Below are 15,208 nucleotides of genomic sequence, written 5' to 3'. Positions count from 1 at the left end.
CACGCCGCCTTTCCAAATTCACTAAGGGTAGTATGGCGAACGCGTCCATCTTCCATGCGTTCCTTATTTTTGAAAATCGGATCAAACTGCGGAGAGAATGCCGCACAGAACAAAAAAATTCCCCCGCCCAGATGGACGGGGGAAGGGATACGCAGGATCAGCCGGGCAGACGGCCCACCATGCCGCCGATGTAATCGCTGTCGATGACGTTGAAGCGATCCTCGGGGGGATAGAGGGCGCCGCCGTAATAGATGGCGCGGTTGTTGTTGACGGAGGTGTCGGAGAGGGTCTTGTGGGCGGCCAGATGGATCTGGTCACAGCCGGTCTCAGAGATGATGCGGTCCATGTTGCGGGCGGTGATACCGGCGCCGGGCAGGATCTGAATGCGGCCGGCGGCGTACTGGATCATCTCACGCACGGTGTCGGTGCCCAGGGACACGTCGGGCTCCTGCCCACTGGTGAGGACGCGGGTGATGCCCAGCTCGATGAGCACATCCAGCACTTCCTTCCAGTCGGGGACCACGTCGATGGCCCGGTGGAACACGGTCTCCTTACCGGCCTCCTGAGCCAGCTCGGCCAGGATGCGGGTGCGCTCCTTGTCCAGCGTACCGTCCTGATGGAGGAAACCGAAGACCAGACCGTCGGTGCCGTTGGCCAGGAGCTGCTTGGCGTCCTCGATGGCGGTGGCAAACTCCGCATCGGTGTAGCAGAAGCCGCCCTCACGGGGACGGACCATGGTCATGATCTTCATGCCGGTCTCCCGCTTGGCGACGACCAGCTCGCCAATGGTGGGAGTGAGGCCGCCGTGGAAGAGATTGCTGTTGAGCTCAACCCGGTGGGCGCCCGCCTTGTGGGCCTGGATGACATCGTCTGCGCTGCCGCAGCAGACCTCCAAAATCACGCTACTCATTTTTAACATCACCTTAATAATTTAATTTTGCCTGGTGCATTAATTATAATGAAATTTGTGTTATCTGTCAATAAGAGCTTGCAATTTGCGGAGATATTGAGTATAATACAGAACAGAAAGAGAGAAATTGTACAGCGAGTTAATTAAATCATGTTATAAATGGAAGGGAAGGCGGAATATGGTTGCGGGGAAAAAGGTGGATCGCACACTGATGCACCGAAATAACACCAAACTGGTGCTCGCAGCCATCCGCAACGCAGGGGAGATGTCCCGGGCACAGGCGGCGGAAGCCACTGGTATGAGCATCGTGACGGTGGGACGCATCGTGGACGAGCTGATGGCCCGCGGCGTGCTGCGGGAGCAGGAAAAGGAGAACGGCAACCAGGTGGGACGTCCTCCCCGGGTGCTCTCTCTGGAGCGGGAGCGGCTCTTCTGCACCAGCGTCTGCCTGGAGCGGGAATATCTGCACCTGGGCCTGGTGGACCCCGGGGGAAGCCTTTGGGCCCACGAGATGGAGCCGGTGCCCGAGGGGGAATTCACCCCGGAGGAGATCCTGCCCTGGATGGCGGCACGCCTGGAGGCTTTCCTGGAGAAGCACCGAAACCGGGAGATGCGCTCCACCATCGGTGTGGTAGTCCCCGGAATTGTGGATATCGACCGGGGAGAGCTGGAGTTTTCGGCCAACTTCCGCTGGCGGAATGTGGCGGTCACCCAATATCTCCACAGCCGTCTGCCTGGATATGAATTTGTCCTGGAGAACGACACCAAGGCCATCGCTCTGGCGGAACACCACTTCGGCGCCTGCGCCGGCAGCCGGAGCATGGTGGTGCTGAGCATCGGAGATGGTATCGGCGCGGCGGTGATCCTCAACGGAGAGATCTATCGGGGAAGAGAGAATATGGCCGGGGAGATCGGCCACATCATCCTCAATCCGGCGGGCAAGATCTGTGAGTGCGGCAAAGTAGGCTGTCTCCAGACCCATCTGTCCCAGCGGACCATTCTGGCCGAGGCCCGCACCGTCTATCCCAACATCGACATGAAGGGCCTCTTTGATTATTTTCAGCGGGGAGATCCCTTTGCGGTGGCCCTCATCACCCAGGTCGTAGAGTATACCTCCATTGCCATCAATCTGCTGGCCAATACCTACGCGCCGGAAGTGGTGCTCCTGTGCGGCAGCATGCTGCGTCAGAACCCGATCTTCTCCACGCTGGTGGAGCGGAATTACCGCAGCAAGCTCAATGAATACATGCAGAATACCTTTCAGCTCCGGTTTGAGAGCTTCGGCGTCAGCGGCCATCTCATCGGCGGCGGGGCCCTGGCCCTGCGCCATGTGCTGGACGAGATGTGCCAATAAGATAAGGAGGAGGGCACGGGATGGAAGTCCTGATCTGGGGCACCGGAAATATGGCCCGCCTCCACAGCGCGCGGCTGGCCCGGCGGACGGATGTGACCATCACGGCGGTGATCAGCCGGCGGGGCGGGGGAGAACCCCTGCCCGGGGCATCAGACGCCCGCATCCTGGCGGGCCCGGAGGAGCTGGAAACCCTCCCCCACCGCCCGGATCTGGCGGTGATCTGTCTGCCCAGCGATCTGCACCGCTCTGCCGCGGAGGCTCTCATGGGGCGCGTGCCCCATATCCTGTGTGAAAAACCGGCGGCCCTCTCTCTGGAGGACGCCATCGCCATGGCGGACCGGGCAGAACAGACCGGCACCACCCTCTCGGTGGCCCAGGTGCTGCGCTCGTGGGACGTCTATGAGGCCCTCTCCCACCGGCTCACGGCGGGGCGGGAGCGGCTGCACACCCTGACCCTCTGGCGGCGGCAGCCCCGGCCGGATTGGAGTGACGGGGGCTGGCTGGCCGATCCAAAGCGCTCGGGCGGGGTCCTCTTTGATCTGGCCATCCACGATGTGGACTATGTGGTCTCCCTGTTTGGACCGCCCGAGCGGGTGGAGGCCTCCGAAGGACCGGGAGGGGAGAGCGTGACCCTGTTTCTCCGCTATCCCACCTTCTGCGCGGTGCTCTACGCCTCCTGGTGTCTTCCATCCGGCTTTGCCTCCGGACTGGAGGCGGGGGTGGAGGCCGCCTTTACCGATGAACTCATCCGGTTTGACAGCCGCCTGTCCTCCGACCGCTGGCGGCGGTATACGCCCCAGGGAATGGAGGAGGAGTGCTTCCCCACCTGGGACCCCTATGGGCGGCAGATCGACACCTTGCTGGAGGAGCTCCGCGGGGGACGCAGTCCGGGAAGGCTGGATATCCGCACGGTTTTGCCGGCGCTGGCTGTCTGCCAGCAGGCGGAGCAACTGATTTCAGGTTAAGTATGCACATGCATTTTAACAAATCCAAGACAAGAGGAGAATGAAACATGAAGAAAAAGCTCGTTTCTACCGTCCTGGCTTCGGCACTTCTGGTGTCGACGCTGGCGGGCTGCGGGTTCACCGGCGGCGATACCGGAAGCGGTACTCCCACCACCAGCGGTGACCCCGGAACCGCCACCACCACCCGCGATACTCTGGTCTACTATGACAGCAATGAGATCCGTACCCTGGTCCAGTGGGCCGCTTCGGATACTCAGTCCTTCACCATCCTGAACAACACCTTTGAGGGCCTGTTCCGTCTGGACGCCAACCACGAGCCCGAGAAGGCCCTGTGTGAGGATTACACCGTCTCCGAGGACGGCCTCACCTATACCTTTACCCTGCGCGAGGGCCTGGAGTGGTCCAACGGCACTCCCCTGACCGCCAACGACTTTGTGTTTGCCTGGCTCAAGCAGATGAGCGCGGATGCCACCAACGGCTACAACTTCATCATGACCGACTACATCGTCAACGGCGCTGAGTACGGCGAGAACAAGGTCTCCGCCGAGGAAGTGGGCGTCAAGGCGGTGGACGACCGCACCCTGGAAGTCCACCTGAAGAATCCCACCCCCTACTTCCTGTACCTGACCACCCTGAGCATGTACTTCCCCCTGAACGAGGCCTTTGTCACCGAGCAGGGCGACAACTACGGCATCAAGGCCGAGAACATGATCTACTGCGGTCCCTATGTCATCACCAGCTATGACCCCGCCGTGGGCACCACGCTGAAGAAGAACGACAAGTACTGGGACGCTGAGAACGTGGCCATCCCCAACGTGGAAGTCAAGATCATCAAGGACGCCTCCGCTGCCCTGAACGCCTATCAGGCCGGTACTCTGGACAAGGTCAACCTGTCCTCCTCCGACGTGGCCAAGTACAAGGACGATCCCGAGTTCCACACCGTGACCGAGTTCCGCGTCACCTACCTCCAGTACAACATGGAGGACCCCGCTCTGAGCAACGCCAACATCCGTAAGGCTCTGGGCTACGCCATTGACCGCTCCATCCTGGCTGACACCATCCTGGCCGACGGCTCCGCTGCCTCTGAGGGCCTGGTCTCCTTCGGCGTGTCCGGCAGCGATGAGGGCACCTTCCGTGAGCTCAACGGCAACATCTCTTCCTTCGATCCCGACCTGGCCAAGGAGTACTGGGAGAAGGGCGTGGCCGAGCTGGGTTCCGAGCCCAAGCTCTCCCTGCTCATCGCCGACGACTCCGTGACCAAGAACATCGCTACCTTCGTTCAGAGCCAGTTCCGCGACAACCTGGGCATTGAGGTCGCCATCGACTCCAAGACCAGCAAGGCCCGCAACGAGCTGATGGACAACAACAACTATCAGTTCGCCATCACCGCCTGGGGCGCTGACTACGACGACGCCATGACCTTCCTGGATCTGTGGATCGCCGACGCCAAGACCGGCAAGAGCACTCCCTACCGCGGCAACTATGCCAACCCCGCTTACAGCGAGCTGATCCTCTCCGCCAAGGCTGACGCCAACGCCGAGACCCGCCTGCAGAGCATGCTGGACGCCGAGAAGCTGCTGGTGGAGGAGGACGCCGTGGTGTCCCCCCTGTACTACAAGGGCTTTGCCTACCTGCAGAGCGCGGAGGTCCAGGACCTGGTCATGCACCCCCTGGGCAGCCCCGTCGAGTTCAAGTTCGCGCACTTTGCTGACAGCGCGGAGGGCTAATCTGCCTCATCCGCTTCCACTCTCCGGGGCCGGGAATCATCCCGGCTCCGGGGAGACCCACGGCACAGACTCGTATCTGAGCCGTGGCGGGAGGCCGAGCAGGGGTTCGACCTTCTGCCACGGTTCCAGATCCATACCCGGTCCGCAGCGCGGGCCTCAATTCTTTAAACTCCAGAAAGGAACGGGGGAAGCAGAATGTTAAAATACATTGGCAAGCGCCTGGTGTATCTTGTGCTTACGCTCCTTATTATCGTTACAGTTACCTTTTTCCTGATGAAGCAGCTCCCCGGTACGCCGTTTGATACCGAGCGCTTCTCCATGCTGGCGCCTGAGCAGCAGGAGATCATGCTGGAAAAATACGGACTGAATGATCCGGTGCCGGTGCAGTACATCAAGTACCTGGGCAACCTCATCCGGGGCGACCTGGGCACGTCTTTCCTGTACACCGGCCGTCCGGTGGCCGACGTCATCTTCAGCCGTCTGGGCCCCTCGGTGCTCATCGGCATCCAGGCGGTGCTGCTGGGCCTGGCGGTGGGACTCACCCTGGGTATTATCGCCGCCTGGAAGCATAACAGCGGCATCGACTACTTCACCATGGTCATCGCCGTGCTGGGCGTGAGTGTGCCCAACTTCGTTGTGGCCGCCCTGCTGCAGTACTATGTGGGCCTTCAGTGGGGAATCCTGCCGGTGGCCTTCTGGACCAACTGGGCCTGTTCGGTGCTGCCTTCCATCGCCCTCTCCTTCAGCGCCACGGCCATGTTTGCCCGGTTCATCCGCACCGAGATGCTGGACGTGCTGGAGCAGGACTACATCACCACTGCCCGGGCCAAGGGCCTGAGCCAGTTCAAGGTCCTCATGGTCCATGCCGTGCGCAACTCCATCATCCCGGTGGTCACCATCCTGGGCCCCGTGGTGGTCAACCTGCTCACCGGCTCCCTGGCCGTGGAGAGCATCTACTCGGTCCCCGGCATCGGCTCTCTGTTCGTGGACTGCAGCAAGAACAACGACTACTCCACCATCATGGGCATTACGGTGTTTTACAGCGCCTTCTACATCTTTGTCATCATGGTCGTGGATATCCTCTATTCCGTGATCGATCCCCGGATCCGCATCCAGGGCAGTAAGGAGGGATGAGCATGAACCAGGAAAAGAACATGGACTATCAGAACATCCCCCGGGAGCTCTTTACCAAGGTGCAGGTGGATCAGGGCGAGCGCGAGCGGATCGGCCGCCCCAGCCTCACCGCCTGGCAGGACGGCTGGATCCGTCTGAAGCAGAACAAGGCCGCCGTGGTGAGTCTCTTTGTCATCATCGCCATCGTGGCTCTGGCCATCCTGGGCCCTGTGTTCAGCCCCTATAACTTTGCACAGACCGATTACAGCGCCACCTACCAGGGCCCCAGCCTGGCCCATCTCTTCGGCACGGACATGTACGGCCGCGACCAGTTCACCCGTATCTGGTACGGCACCCGCATCTCCCTGCTCATCGGTTTTGTGGCCGCCTGCCTGGACCTCTTCGTGGGCGTGACCTACGGTGCGGTCTCCGCCCTGCTGGGCGGCAAGGTGGACGCCATCATGCAGCGTATCATTGAGATCCTGGTCGGCATCCCCCACCTCATCATCGTGATCCTGCTGATGATGGTGCTGCCCGCCGGCGTGGGCACCATCATCGTGGCTCTGGCCATCACCGGCTGGGTCAACATGGCCCGTCTGGTGCGCGCCCGCATCCTCCAGCTCAAGAACCAGGAGTTCGTCATGGCGGCCGAGGTGCTGGGTACCTCCCAGAAGAACATCATCCTGCGCCACCTGATCCCCAACACCGTGGGCATCATCGTGATCAACGCCATGTTTACCATCCCCAGCGCCATCTTCACCGAGGCCTTCCTCAGCTTCATCGGCATCGGCCTGTCCGAGCCTCAGGCCTCCCTGGGCGTTCTGATCAACAACGGTTATTCCGTGCTTCAGAGCTATCCCTATCTGCTGATCTGCCCCGCCATCGTGATCATTCTGATCATGGTCTGTTTCAGCATCCTGGGCGACGGCCTGCGCGACGCCCTGGATCCCAGAATGAGTAAGTAGGTGAGACACATGGATGATATTTTGAGAGTAGAAGATCTCCATGTGGAGATCAAGACCCACCACGGACTGGTCAAGGCCGTGCGCGGTGTGGACTTTTATCTGAAGAAGGGCGAGACCCTGGCCATCGTGGGCGAGTCGGGCTGCGGCAAGTCCATCAGCGTGAAGGCCACCATGCGCCTGCTCCCCTCCAACGGCCGGATCTCCGGCGGCAGCGTGAAGCTGGAGGGCCGGGAGCTCACCCAGCTCACCGAGCGGGAGATGCTCAAGATCCGGGGCAGCGACATCGCCATGATCTTCCAGGACCCCATGACCAGCCTGAACCCCACCATGACCGTGGGCAAGCAGATCGTGGAGATGCTCAAGGCTCACCGCAAGGACATGAGCAAGGAGCAGATGAAGGCCCGGGCTCTGGAGCTCATCGAGCTGGTGGGCATCTCTAACCCGGAGATGCGCTACAAGCAGTATCCCCATGAGCTCTCCGGCGGCATGCGCCAGCGCATCGTCATCGCCATCGCCCTGGCCTGTGACCCCAAGGTCCTCATCGCCGACGAGCCCACCACCGCCCTGGACGTGACCATCCAGGCCCAGATCCTGGACCTGATGAAGGAGCTTCAGAGCAAGATCGACACCTCCATCATCATCATCACCCACAACCTGGGTGTGGTGGCCAACATCGCCCAGCGGGTGTGCGTCATGTACGGCGGCACCGTGGTGGAGACGGGCAGCGTGGAGGACATCTTCTACCGTCCCCAGCATCCCTACACCAAGGGCCTGCTGGCCGCGGTGCCCAAGCTCCATGAAAAGACGGACAAGCTCCACACCATCCTGGGCACGCCCCCGGATCTGATGAATCCGCCCAAGGGCTGCCCCTTTGCGGCCCGGTGCGCCCATACCATGAAGGTGTGCCAGGAGTACCGTCCCGTCTTTACGGAGTTTGAAGCGGGCCACACCTCCGCCTGCTGGCTCCACGACGCCAGATGTCAACCGGAGGGGGAGAATCAGTGATGAATGACAAGAACGTATTGGTTTCCGTCCAGCACCTGAAGAAGTACTTCCCCGTGGGGAAGAAGCAGACCCTCAAGGCCGTGGACGACGTGACCTTTGACATCTACAAGGGCGAGACCCTGGGCCTCGTGGGTGAGTCGGGCTGCGGCAAGTCCACCCTGGGCCGCACCGTCATCCAGCTCTACAAGCCCACCGACGGCAAAGTCATCTTTGACGGCAAGGAAGTGGTGGGCAAGCAGAGCGCTGCCGAGCACAAGGAGTTCACCCGCCGGGTGCAGATGGTCTTCCAGGACCCCTATGCCTCTCTGAATCAGCGCATGAAGGTCATGGACATCGTGGCCGAGGGCATCGACAACCACGGCCTGGCCAAGGACCGCAAGGAGCGGGAGGAGATGGTCATCCGCCTGTTGGAGACCGTCGGCCTTCAGCGGGAGCACGCCAACCGCTTCCCCCACGAGTTCTCCGGCGGCCAGCGTCAGCGTGTGGGCATCGCCCGCGCCCTGGCTGTGAATCCCGACTTCATCATCGCCGACGAGCCCATCTCCGCTCTGGACGTGTCCATCCAGGCCCAGGTCATCAACCTGTTCCAGGACCTCCAGAAGGAGCGGGGACTCACCTATCTCTTCATCGCCCATGACCTCTCCATGATCAAGCACATCTCCGATCGTGTGGGCGTCATGTATCTGGGCAGCATGGTGGAGCTGACCACCAGCGACGAGATCTTTGAGCATCCCCTCCACCCCTATACCCAGGCCATGTTCTCGGCCATCCCTCTGGCCGACCCCAAGCTGGAGACCAGCCGCAAGCGCATCATGCTCCACGGCAGCATCCCCAGCCCCGTGAACCTGGGCCCCGGCTGCCGCTTTGCCGGCCGTTGCCCCTACGCCACCGACCGGTGCCGTCAGGAGAGCCCGGCTTTCCAGGAAGTGGCCCCCGGTCACTTTGTGGCCTGCCACGAGGTGCAGAAGTAATAGAATCAGCACCGCCCTGTCCGCCTGCGGCGGGCGGGGCGGTTTTGTTTTCCGTGTTAAGATCAGGAGGAATTGAACATGATCGAACGCTATCAGGGACAGAACATACCGTGGAAGCTGCGCCTTCAGGCCTGCGGCGGAAAGGCGGGCCAGCAGGTCCAGCCCGGCGAGGGCTGCTGCGTGCTCACCGCGGAGCTGGGCGAGAGCGGCAAGGTGACCGCCGAGCAGATCCGCGTGGCCGCCGCCAAGGGGGTCAAGGCCATCCGGGATCTGGGCGGCTCCGGCATCGTGCTGGACGGGGCCGGAGTCCACGCCGTGCTGGGCGCGGCGGGTGTGGCCGCCATGGTTCAGGGTGCTGAGCTGGCCCTCTACCGCACCGAGTCCTGGAAGGAAGAGGGCCCCGCCGTAGCCCTCTATCTGGACGCCCCCGACGGATGTGAAGCGGCCCTCCGGGAGACCGACATCCTCACCCGGGCCATCTGCTTTGCCCGGGATCTGGTCAACTGCCCGGCCAACAAGCTCACCCCCGACGATATGGCCCGCCGGATGGTGAAGGAGGCCCAGGCCCTGGGCATCGAGACCGAGGTGCTGGATGAGGCCCAGGCCCGTGCTCTGGGCATGGAGGCTTTCCTCACCGTGGGGACCAGCGCCGCCCACGCTCCCCGGCTCATCGTCCTGCGCTACAAGGGCGGCAAGGAGGGGGAGGCCCCCATCGCCCTGGTGGGCAAGGGCGTGACCTGCGACACCGGCGGATACTGCCTCAAGGCCTCCAGCTCCATGAAGGGCATCAAGGGCGACATGGCGGGCGGCGCGGCCGTGTGCGGCGCGCTGCTGGCGCTGGCGGCGAATCAGGTGCCCGTCAACGTCACCGTGGTCATCCCCTCGGTGGAGAACCGGATCTCCCCCGAGAGCTTTATCCCCGGCGATGTGATCGGCTCCATGTCGGGCAAGACCATTGAGGTGGGCAACACCGACGCCGAGGGCCGCCTCATCCTGGCCGACGCCGTGACCTACGCCGTGGAGAAGGAGGGGGCCGCCAAGGTGGTGGACATCGCCACCCTCACCGGGGCCGTGGTGGGCATGTTCGGCTTCACCACCGCCGGCTTCCTCTCCAACGACGAGGACTTCTGCGCCGCCTTCCAGAGCGCCTATGCCCGCAGCGGCGAGCAGTACTGGCGCCTGCCCGCCTTCCCCGAGTACCGGAAGATGATCGAGAGCCCCGTGGCCGATGTGTCCAACGTCTCCACCGACGGCTGCGGCACCATCACCGCCGGTCTCTTCATCGGCGCCTTTGTGGAGGAGCGCCCCTGGATCCACATTGACATCGCGGGTACCGCCTGGGTGGATTCCCCCCGCTGGGCCTATCAGACCAACGGCGCCACCGGCGCGGGCGTGACCACCCTGTATGAGCTGTGCAAGGGCTATGCCCGGGAGGACTGAGATGGAGCGATGGAATGAACGGCTGTGCGCCCTGACTCCTGAGCAGCGCCGGGCCATGGAGTTTTTGATGACCCACCTGCCCGAGAGCGATCTGGACCAGTATCCCTTTGACCTCTTCCTGCAATTTGTGGACCACGCCCTCCACCTGCGCGCCCATACCGCCTGGTGCGGGGCGCTGGAGGAGGAGATCTTCTACCACTATGTCCTCTTCCCCCGGGTGAACGACGAGGACCTGTCCTTCCACCGCGCCCTCTTCCACGACGCCCTCCGCGCCCGGATCGAGCCCCTGCCCACCGTGGCGGAGAAGGTGCTGGAGGTCAACCGCTGGTGCCATGAGAACGCCTCCTACCAGTTCCAGGATGACCGCACCGCCTCCCCCCTCACCGTGTTCCGCAGCGGGAGCGGCCGCTGTGGAGAGGAGTCTGCCTTCCTGGTCTCCGCCCTGCGCAGCGTGGGCATCCCCGCCCGGCAGGTGTACTCCCCCCGCTGGGCCCACTGTGACGACAACCACGCCTGGGTGGAAGCCCTGTGTGACGGCGAGTGGCGCTTCCTGGGCGCCTGCGAGCCCGAGCCCATTCTGGACCGGGGCTGGTTTAATACCGCCGCCTCCCGGGCCATTCTGGTCCACTCCCGGCTCTTCGGCGCGGGGAGCTCCCACCTCCACGGCGCGCCCCTAGGCACCGACGGGGCGGTGACCTGGTACAACCAGACCGAGCGCTATGCCCGCACCCGGACCTATACCTTCCGGGCGGAGCGGGACGGGCTGCCCGCCGCCGGGGCCCGGTTCCAGCTCCAGGTCCTCAACGAGGCCAGCTTCCACACCATCGCCACCCTGACCGCGGACGAGCGGGGAGAGGCCCGGGCCCAGCTGGGCCTTGGCGATCTCCATGTGCTGTGCACCCTGGACGGCCTGCGTGCCGAGGGGGACTGCGTGGACGGCGCCGTGGTCCTGGAGCTGGTCCACCCCGCCATGGAGGAGACCGACTGGGCCGAGTTTGATGTCCACGCCCCCAAGGACGAGCCCATCCATCCCGCCCTCCTGACCGCCGAGCAGAAGGCCGCGCGGGCCGCCGAGCTGGTCCGGGGCGCGGAGCTGCGGGAGGCGCGCATCGCCTCCCACTACCATCCCGGCCAGGGAAAACCCGAGTGGGAGGACCTGCTCAAGGCCGCCCGGGGGAACGCCCCGGTACTGCTGGCCTTCCTGGAGCGGGACAGCGATCCCCGCCGGGAGACCATGCTCCGCAGCATCACCGCCAAGGACCTGCGGGATGTCACCGATGAGATCCTGGAGGACCACCTCCGCAACGCTCCGCCCCAGGGAGAGATGCCCGGGGAGCTCTACGGGCCCTATGTGCTCTCGCCCCGCATCCAGATCGAGTGCCTCACCCCATGGCGGGGCGCGCTGCTCCAGGCCCTGAGCGAGGGGGAGAAGGCGGCCTTCCGTGCCTGCCCGGCCGTCCTCTGGACGGCGCTGGAGGAGCGGATGGACCCGGCAGTGGAGAAGGTCTACGCCGGAGAGATCACCGGCCTGGTCTGGACGCCCATGGAGGCGTGGCAGGCCATGCGCTGCGACGGGCGGAGCCTTCGCATCCTCTATGTGGCCATCCTGCGCGCCCTGGGCGTCCCCGCCCGTCTGCGTGCCCTGGACGGCATGCCGGAATTCTGGCAGGACGGGGCCTTCCACACCGTCCGTGCGGAGGCCCTGGGCACCCTGCGGCTGACCCAGAGCGAGGGTCCTGCTCCCCTCTACCGTCAGAACTGGAGCCTCTCCCGCCGGGTGTCGGGCGGGTGGAAGCTCCTCACCCTCTCCGACGAGGGGTGGAGCGACGGGGAATATGCCCTGAAGCTCCCCGCGGGACAGTACCGTCTCATGACCTCGGTGCGCCTCCCCAACGGCAACCAGTTTGCCGCCCGGCGAGAGCTGGTGGTCCGGGCGGGGGAGGAGACCTGCTCCGACCTGCGCCTGCGGCCCTTCGCGCTGGAGGATCTGCTGGGCTGCCAGGACCTGCCCCTCATGACCGGGCGCACCCTGTGCACCGAGGAGTCCGTGACCACCGAGGTCATCCCGGCGGACGGACGGCCCACTCTCCTCTTCTGGCTGGAGGAGGGCAACGAGCCCACCGAGCACGTGCTCAACGAGCTCTCCGCCGGACAGGAGGCCCTGGAGGCCCTGCCGGTGAATGTTGTGTTCCTTCTGCGGGGCGAGGAGAGCCTGAAGCAGCGCACCCTGGCCGGGGTGCTGGCCAAGTGGCCGGGCCTGCGGGTGCTGGAAGATGACTGGGCCTTCGATCTGGAGACCGTGGCCCGGCACCTGACCTGCGATCCGGACCGTCCGCCCCTGGCGGTGGCCTGCAACGGAAAGGGCCAGGCGGTCTACGGCGTGAGCGGGTACCATGTGGGCTCGGTGGAACTCCTGACCCGCATCGCCGCCCATCTCTGCGAGGAGAATGCCTGATCCCGGCGTTTCCATAGAAGCAAAAACAGAGCGCCCCCTGGCGCAGCATGTGCTGCGCCGGGGGCGCTTTTTCTCTGTGGAAATTCAGAACTGCTCGACGATGCGGAGAAGGCCGTTTTCCTCGGTACAGAGGTAGCCTCCGCCGTTGGAGACATGGTAGTCGAAATAGGGCCGCTCCGGTCGGGCGAAGGCGGAGAGGATGGCCATGATGGTGCCGCCGTGGACCACCAGAGCGGTGCGTCCCGGGGCGGGATGTTCCAGCAGGGGGGCGAAGGCGGAGCGGCACCGGGCCATAAAGGCGTCCGGGTGTTCCCCCTCCGGGATGGGACCGGCGCAGTTCCCCTCCACCCAGGCACGGTAGCGGGGATCGTTCTCCAGGTCCTGAAAGTTCTTCCCCTCAAAGACGCCGAAGTCGCACTCCCGGAATTCCTCCACGGGGGTGGGGGTGAGGTGGGGGAAGCAGAGAGCGGCGGTCTCCCGGCAGCGGAGCATGGGGCTGACGAAGAGACGCTGGGCAGCAAAGCGCTCCGGACAGGCGTCCCGGGCAGCGCGCAGGGCCTCGATCCCGGCGGGACAGAGGGGCTCGTCGGTCCGGCCGCCTACATAATTGCTTCTCAGATTGCCGGCCGTCCGGCCGTGGCGCAGGAAGAGAAATTCCGTCATATCACTTCAGCCTCCATCCCAGTCCGCAGACCACCCGCTCCACCCGCTCGGCGCTGGCCGCCAGGCGGCACAGGGCCCGGCCGGTCTCCTCCCGCCAGCGGCGCTCAAAGGGGTCCAGCGGGACCACGCCCAGGCCGATCTCATCGCACAGGATGACGGCGTCCGGATTCTCGGCCAGCAGACGGTCCACATATGGTCCCAGATCCTCCTCCCGCTCCAGCAGGGTGCGGCAGATGCGGTGGAACTGGTCCACCGCCGGGGCGGAGAGGGCCTCTTCCGGGGTGCAGAGCCGGGGAGAGAGGCCGGTCTGTTCCTTCACATAGGCGGCCTTGCCCTGATGGGCGCCGCCGACATACAGCTTCATACAAACCTCCAGGTGAGGGCGACGGCCAGGGCCATGGACAGCTCGGCCAGCTGCACGAAATACCCGGCCAGGTCTCCCGTAATGCCGCCGAATTGGCGGTAGGACATGCGGCGGTAGTGGAGCAGGCATAGGGCCGCCGCCAGGGCCGCGATGCCCCCGGACACCGGGGAGAGCCAGACCATCCCAGCTACGGAGAGGATGAGAAAGACCAGCATGACCGCGGTCACCGCGCTCTTGTGGGAGGCGTCGGCAAAGGCCTGGAGCATCCCGGAGGGCCGTGCCCCCTTCAGATTGGCTAGGGCCAGGCCGCTCATGGCCCGGGAGAGCACAAAGCCCAGGGCCAGTACGCCAAAGCTCCGCAGCGCCTCCGGCTGGGTCAGGGCGCCCAGATCCAGCACCAGCCACACGCCGCAGAAGATGACGGCAAAGGCCCCGGTGTGGGAGTCCTTGAGGATCTCCAGCTTGCGCTCCCGGGTCTGGTGGGAGGAGAGGGCGTCCACCGTGTCGCAGAAGCCGTCCATGTGGATGCCCCCCGAGACCAGCAGGGGGAGGACCACGCAGCCGGCCGCCCGCAGGAAGGAATTGAGCCCCAGCTGGGCGCACAGCCAGACCCAGAGCAGGAAGAGCCCGCCGATGACCGCCCCAATGAGGGGGAAGAAGCAGATGGCGTATTTCATATTCTTCTCGCTCCACTCCACCTGGGGCATGGAGAGGCGGGAGTAGGTGGAGAAGGCGATCACGAGGGAGTGGAACATGGGATCTCTCCTTTCAGGACCAGCGGCAGTCCGCAGACCACCTCTACCACCAGGTCGGCCCGCCGGGCCAGCTTCCGGTCCAGCTCGCCCAGAAGGGCGAGAAAGGCCTGGGTGGAGGGATCGTATTCGATGCCGTCGGAGGTGATTTCATTGCTGACCACCACCAGATGGGTACAGCGGTCGGCCAGGGCGGAGAGCTCCGCCCACAGCACCTCCCCGCAGTGCTCCGGACACTGGGGGGAGAAGAGCCGGTTGGCCACCAGATTGGACAGGTCCTCCAGCAGGACCGTGTCCGAGGGGGAGATGGGCAGGCCGTCCAGCCCGTCGGGGCACTCCAGCGTGTCAAAGCCCTTGTGGGCGCGCATGGCGCGGTGCCGGGCGATGCGGCGCTGGGCCTCCTCCCCGAAGGGGCGCATGGTGGCGAGGTAGCGCTTGGGACCCGGACACAGGGCGCAGGAGAGCCCCTCCGCCCAGGCGGATTTTCCGCTCCCGCTCCCGCCGGTTATGAGGGCCACCACGGC

Annotated in this window: 14 protein-coding genes; 9 read left to right on the top strand and 5 right to left on the bottom strand. The window is 64.3% G+C overall.

The features are described 5' to 3' along the window. Positions 1-157: 157 nt before the first annotated feature. Complete coding sequence (locus GPK94_RS04985; protein WP_101691208.1) at positions 158-910, bottom strand: copper homeostasis protein CutC; 753 nt, start codon at positions 908-910, stop codon at positions 158-160. A 211-nt stretch (positions 911-1,121) separates the two neighbouring features. Between GPK94_RS04985 and GPK94_RS04980 the strand changes: the two genes are divergently transcribed. From GPK94_RS04980 to GPK94_RS16345, 9 genes are all read left to right on the top strand, one after another. Continuing rightward, entirely contained in the window at positions 1,122-2,264 is a 1,143-nt protein-coding gene (locus GPK94_RS04980) for an ROK family transcriptional regulator (protein ID WP_207724910.1), read from the top strand. A gap of 20 nt (positions 2,265-2,284) precedes the next feature. Next, the gene (locus GPK94_RS04975; RefSeq protein WP_215654843.1) at positions 2,285-3,229 is read left to right on the top strand and encodes a Gfo/Idh/MocA family oxidoreductase; all 945 of its coding nucleotides are present in this window, start codon (positions 2,285-2,287) and stop codon (positions 3,227-3,229) included. A gap of 47 nt (positions 3,230-3,276) precedes the next feature. Next, complete coding sequence (locus tag GPK94_RS04970) at positions 3,277-4,956, top strand: peptide ABC transporter substrate-binding protein (protein WP_215654841.1); 1,680 nt, start codon at positions 3,277-3,279, stop codon at positions 4,954-4,956. Positions 4,957-5,151: 195 nt separating this feature from the next. Next, entirely contained in the window at positions 5,152-6,090 is a 939-nt protein-coding gene (locus GPK94_RS04965) for an ABC transporter permease (protein ID WP_215654839.1), read from the top strand. Between the two features lie 2 nt (positions 6,091-6,092). After that, the gene (locus GPK94_RS04960; protein ID WP_101691213.1) at positions 6,093-7,034 is read left to right on the top strand and encodes an ABC transporter permease; all 942 of its coding nucleotides are present in this window, start codon (positions 6,093-6,095) and stop codon (positions 7,032-7,034) included. A 9-nt stretch (positions 7,035-7,043) separates the two neighbouring features. Then, complete coding sequence (locus GPK94_RS04955) at positions 7,044-8,039, top strand: ABC transporter ATP-binding protein (protein ID WP_101691214.1); 996 nt, start codon at positions 7,044-7,046, stop codon at positions 8,037-8,039. Further along, positions 8,039-9,010, top strand: a complete 972-nt coding sequence (locus GPK94_RS04950; RefSeq protein ID WP_101691215.1) for an ABC transporter ATP-binding protein — start codon at positions 8,039-8,041, stop codon at positions 9,008-9,010. The genes GPK94_RS04955 and GPK94_RS04950 overlap by 1 nt, the downstream gene beginning before the upstream one ends. 78 nt (positions 9,011-9,088) lie before the next feature. Further along, positions 9,089-10,450, top strand: coding sequence for a leucyl aminopeptidase family protein (locus tag GPK94_RS04945; RefSeq protein ID WP_101691216.1), 1,362 nt, complete (start codon positions 9,089-9,091; stop codon positions 10,448-10,450). A 1-nt stretch (position 10,451) separates the two neighbouring features. Next, a complete protein-coding gene (locus tag GPK94_RS16345; protein WP_215654837.1) occupies positions 10,452-12,905 on the top strand; it encodes a transglutaminase-like domain-containing protein in 2,454 nt (817 codons plus the stop codon). Between the two features lie 84 nt (positions 12,906-12,989). Here GPK94_RS16345 and GPK94_RS04935 read toward each other — a convergent pair whose 3' ends face one another. From GPK94_RS04935 to GPK94_RS04920, 4 genes are read right to left on the bottom strand one after another with little or no spacing between them, the layout of a single operon-like run. Further along, complete coding sequence (locus GPK94_RS04935) at positions 12,990-13,568, bottom strand: histidine phosphatase family protein (protein ID WP_215654835.1); 579 nt, start codon at positions 13,566-13,568, stop codon at positions 12,990-12,992. A gap of 1 nt (position 13,569) precedes the next feature. Next, positions 13,570-13,932, bottom strand: a complete 363-nt coding sequence (locus GPK94_RS04930; protein ID WP_101691219.1) for a bifunctional adenosylcobinamide kinase/adenosylcobinamide-phosphate guanylyltransferase — start codon at positions 13,930-13,932, stop codon at positions 13,570-13,572. After that, positions 13,929-14,687 (bottom strand): adenosylcobinamide-GDP ribazoletransferase, encoded by a 759-nt coding sequence (locus GPK94_RS04925; protein WP_215654833.1) that lies wholly within the window; start codon positions 14,685-14,687, stop codon positions 13,929-13,931. Before GPK94_RS04925 ends, GPK94_RS04930 begins: the two co-directional genes overlap by 4 nt. Continuing rightward, a complete protein-coding gene (locus GPK94_RS04920; RefSeq protein ID WP_346727992.1) occupies positions 14,669-15,202 on the bottom strand; it encodes a bifunctional adenosylcobinamide kinase/adenosylcobinamide-phosphate guanylyltransferase in 534 nt (177 codons plus the stop codon). Before GPK94_RS04920 ends, GPK94_RS04925 begins: the two co-directional genes overlap by 19 nt. Between the last annotated feature and the right edge of the window lie 6 nt (positions 15,203-15,208).

Origin of the sequence: Pseudoflavonifractor sp. MCC625, from assembly GCF_018784545.1 — a bacterium.
Taxonomy (GTDB): domain Bacteria; phylum Bacillota; class Clostridia; order Oscillospirales; family Oscillospiraceae; genus Pseudoflavonifractor_A; species Pseudoflavonifractor_A gallinarum.
Note: the sequence above shows the minus strand (reverse complement) of the source record. Positions and strands in the feature narration are given on the sequence as shown.

What these genes read in the sequence shown, in the direction of transcription:
- GPK94_RS04985 (WP_101691208.1), bottom strand. Translation starts at nt 910, where the DNA reads ATGAGTAGCGTGATTTTGGAGGTCTGCTGCGGCAGCGCAGACGATGTC.
- GPK94_RS04980 (WP_207724910.1), top strand. Translation starts at nt 1,122, where the DNA reads ATGCACCGAAATAACACCAAACTGGTGCTCGCAGCCATCCGCAACGCA.
- GPK94_RS04975 (WP_215654843.1), top strand. Translation starts at nt 2,285, where the DNA reads ATGGAAGTCCTGATCTGGGGCACCGGAAATATGGCCCGCCTCCACAGC.
- GPK94_RS04970 (WP_215654841.1), top strand. Translation starts at nt 3,277, where the DNA reads ATGAAGAAAAAGCTCGTTTCTACCGTCCTGGCTTCGGCACTTCTGGTG.
- GPK94_RS04965 (WP_215654839.1), top strand. Translation starts at nt 5,152, where the DNA reads ATGTTAAAATACATTGGCAAGCGCCTGGTGTATCTTGTGCTTACGCTC.
- GPK94_RS04960 (WP_101691213.1), top strand. Translation starts at nt 6,093, where the DNA reads ATGAACCAGGAAAAGAACATGGACTATCAGAACATCCCCCGGGAGCTC.
- GPK94_RS04955 (WP_101691214.1), top strand. Translation starts at nt 7,044, where the DNA reads ATGGATGATATTTTGAGAGTAGAAGATCTCCATGTGGAGATCAAGACC.
- GPK94_RS04950 (WP_101691215.1), top strand. Translation starts at nt 8,039, where the DNA reads ATGAATGACAAGAACGTATTGGTTTCCGTCCAGCACCTGAAGAAGTAC.
- GPK94_RS04945 (WP_101691216.1), top strand. Translation starts at nt 9,089, where the DNA reads ATGATCGAACGCTATCAGGGACAGAACATACCGTGGAAGCTGCGCCTT.
- GPK94_RS16345 (WP_215654837.1), top strand. Translation starts at nt 10,452, where the DNA reads ATGGAGCGATGGAATGAACGGCTGTGCGCCCTGACTCCTGAGCAGCGC.
- GPK94_RS04935 (WP_215654835.1), bottom strand. Translation starts at nt 13,568, where the DNA reads ATGACGGAATTTCTCTTCCTGCGCCACGGCCGGACGGCCGGCAATCTG.
- GPK94_RS04930 (WP_101691219.1), bottom strand. Translation starts at nt 13,932, where the DNA reads ATGAAGCTGTATGTCGGCGGCGCCCATCAGGGCAAGGCCGCCTATGTG.
- GPK94_RS04925 (WP_215654833.1), bottom strand. Translation starts at nt 14,687, where the DNA reads ATGTTCCACTCCCTCGTGATCGCCTTCTCCACCTACTCCCGCCTCTCC.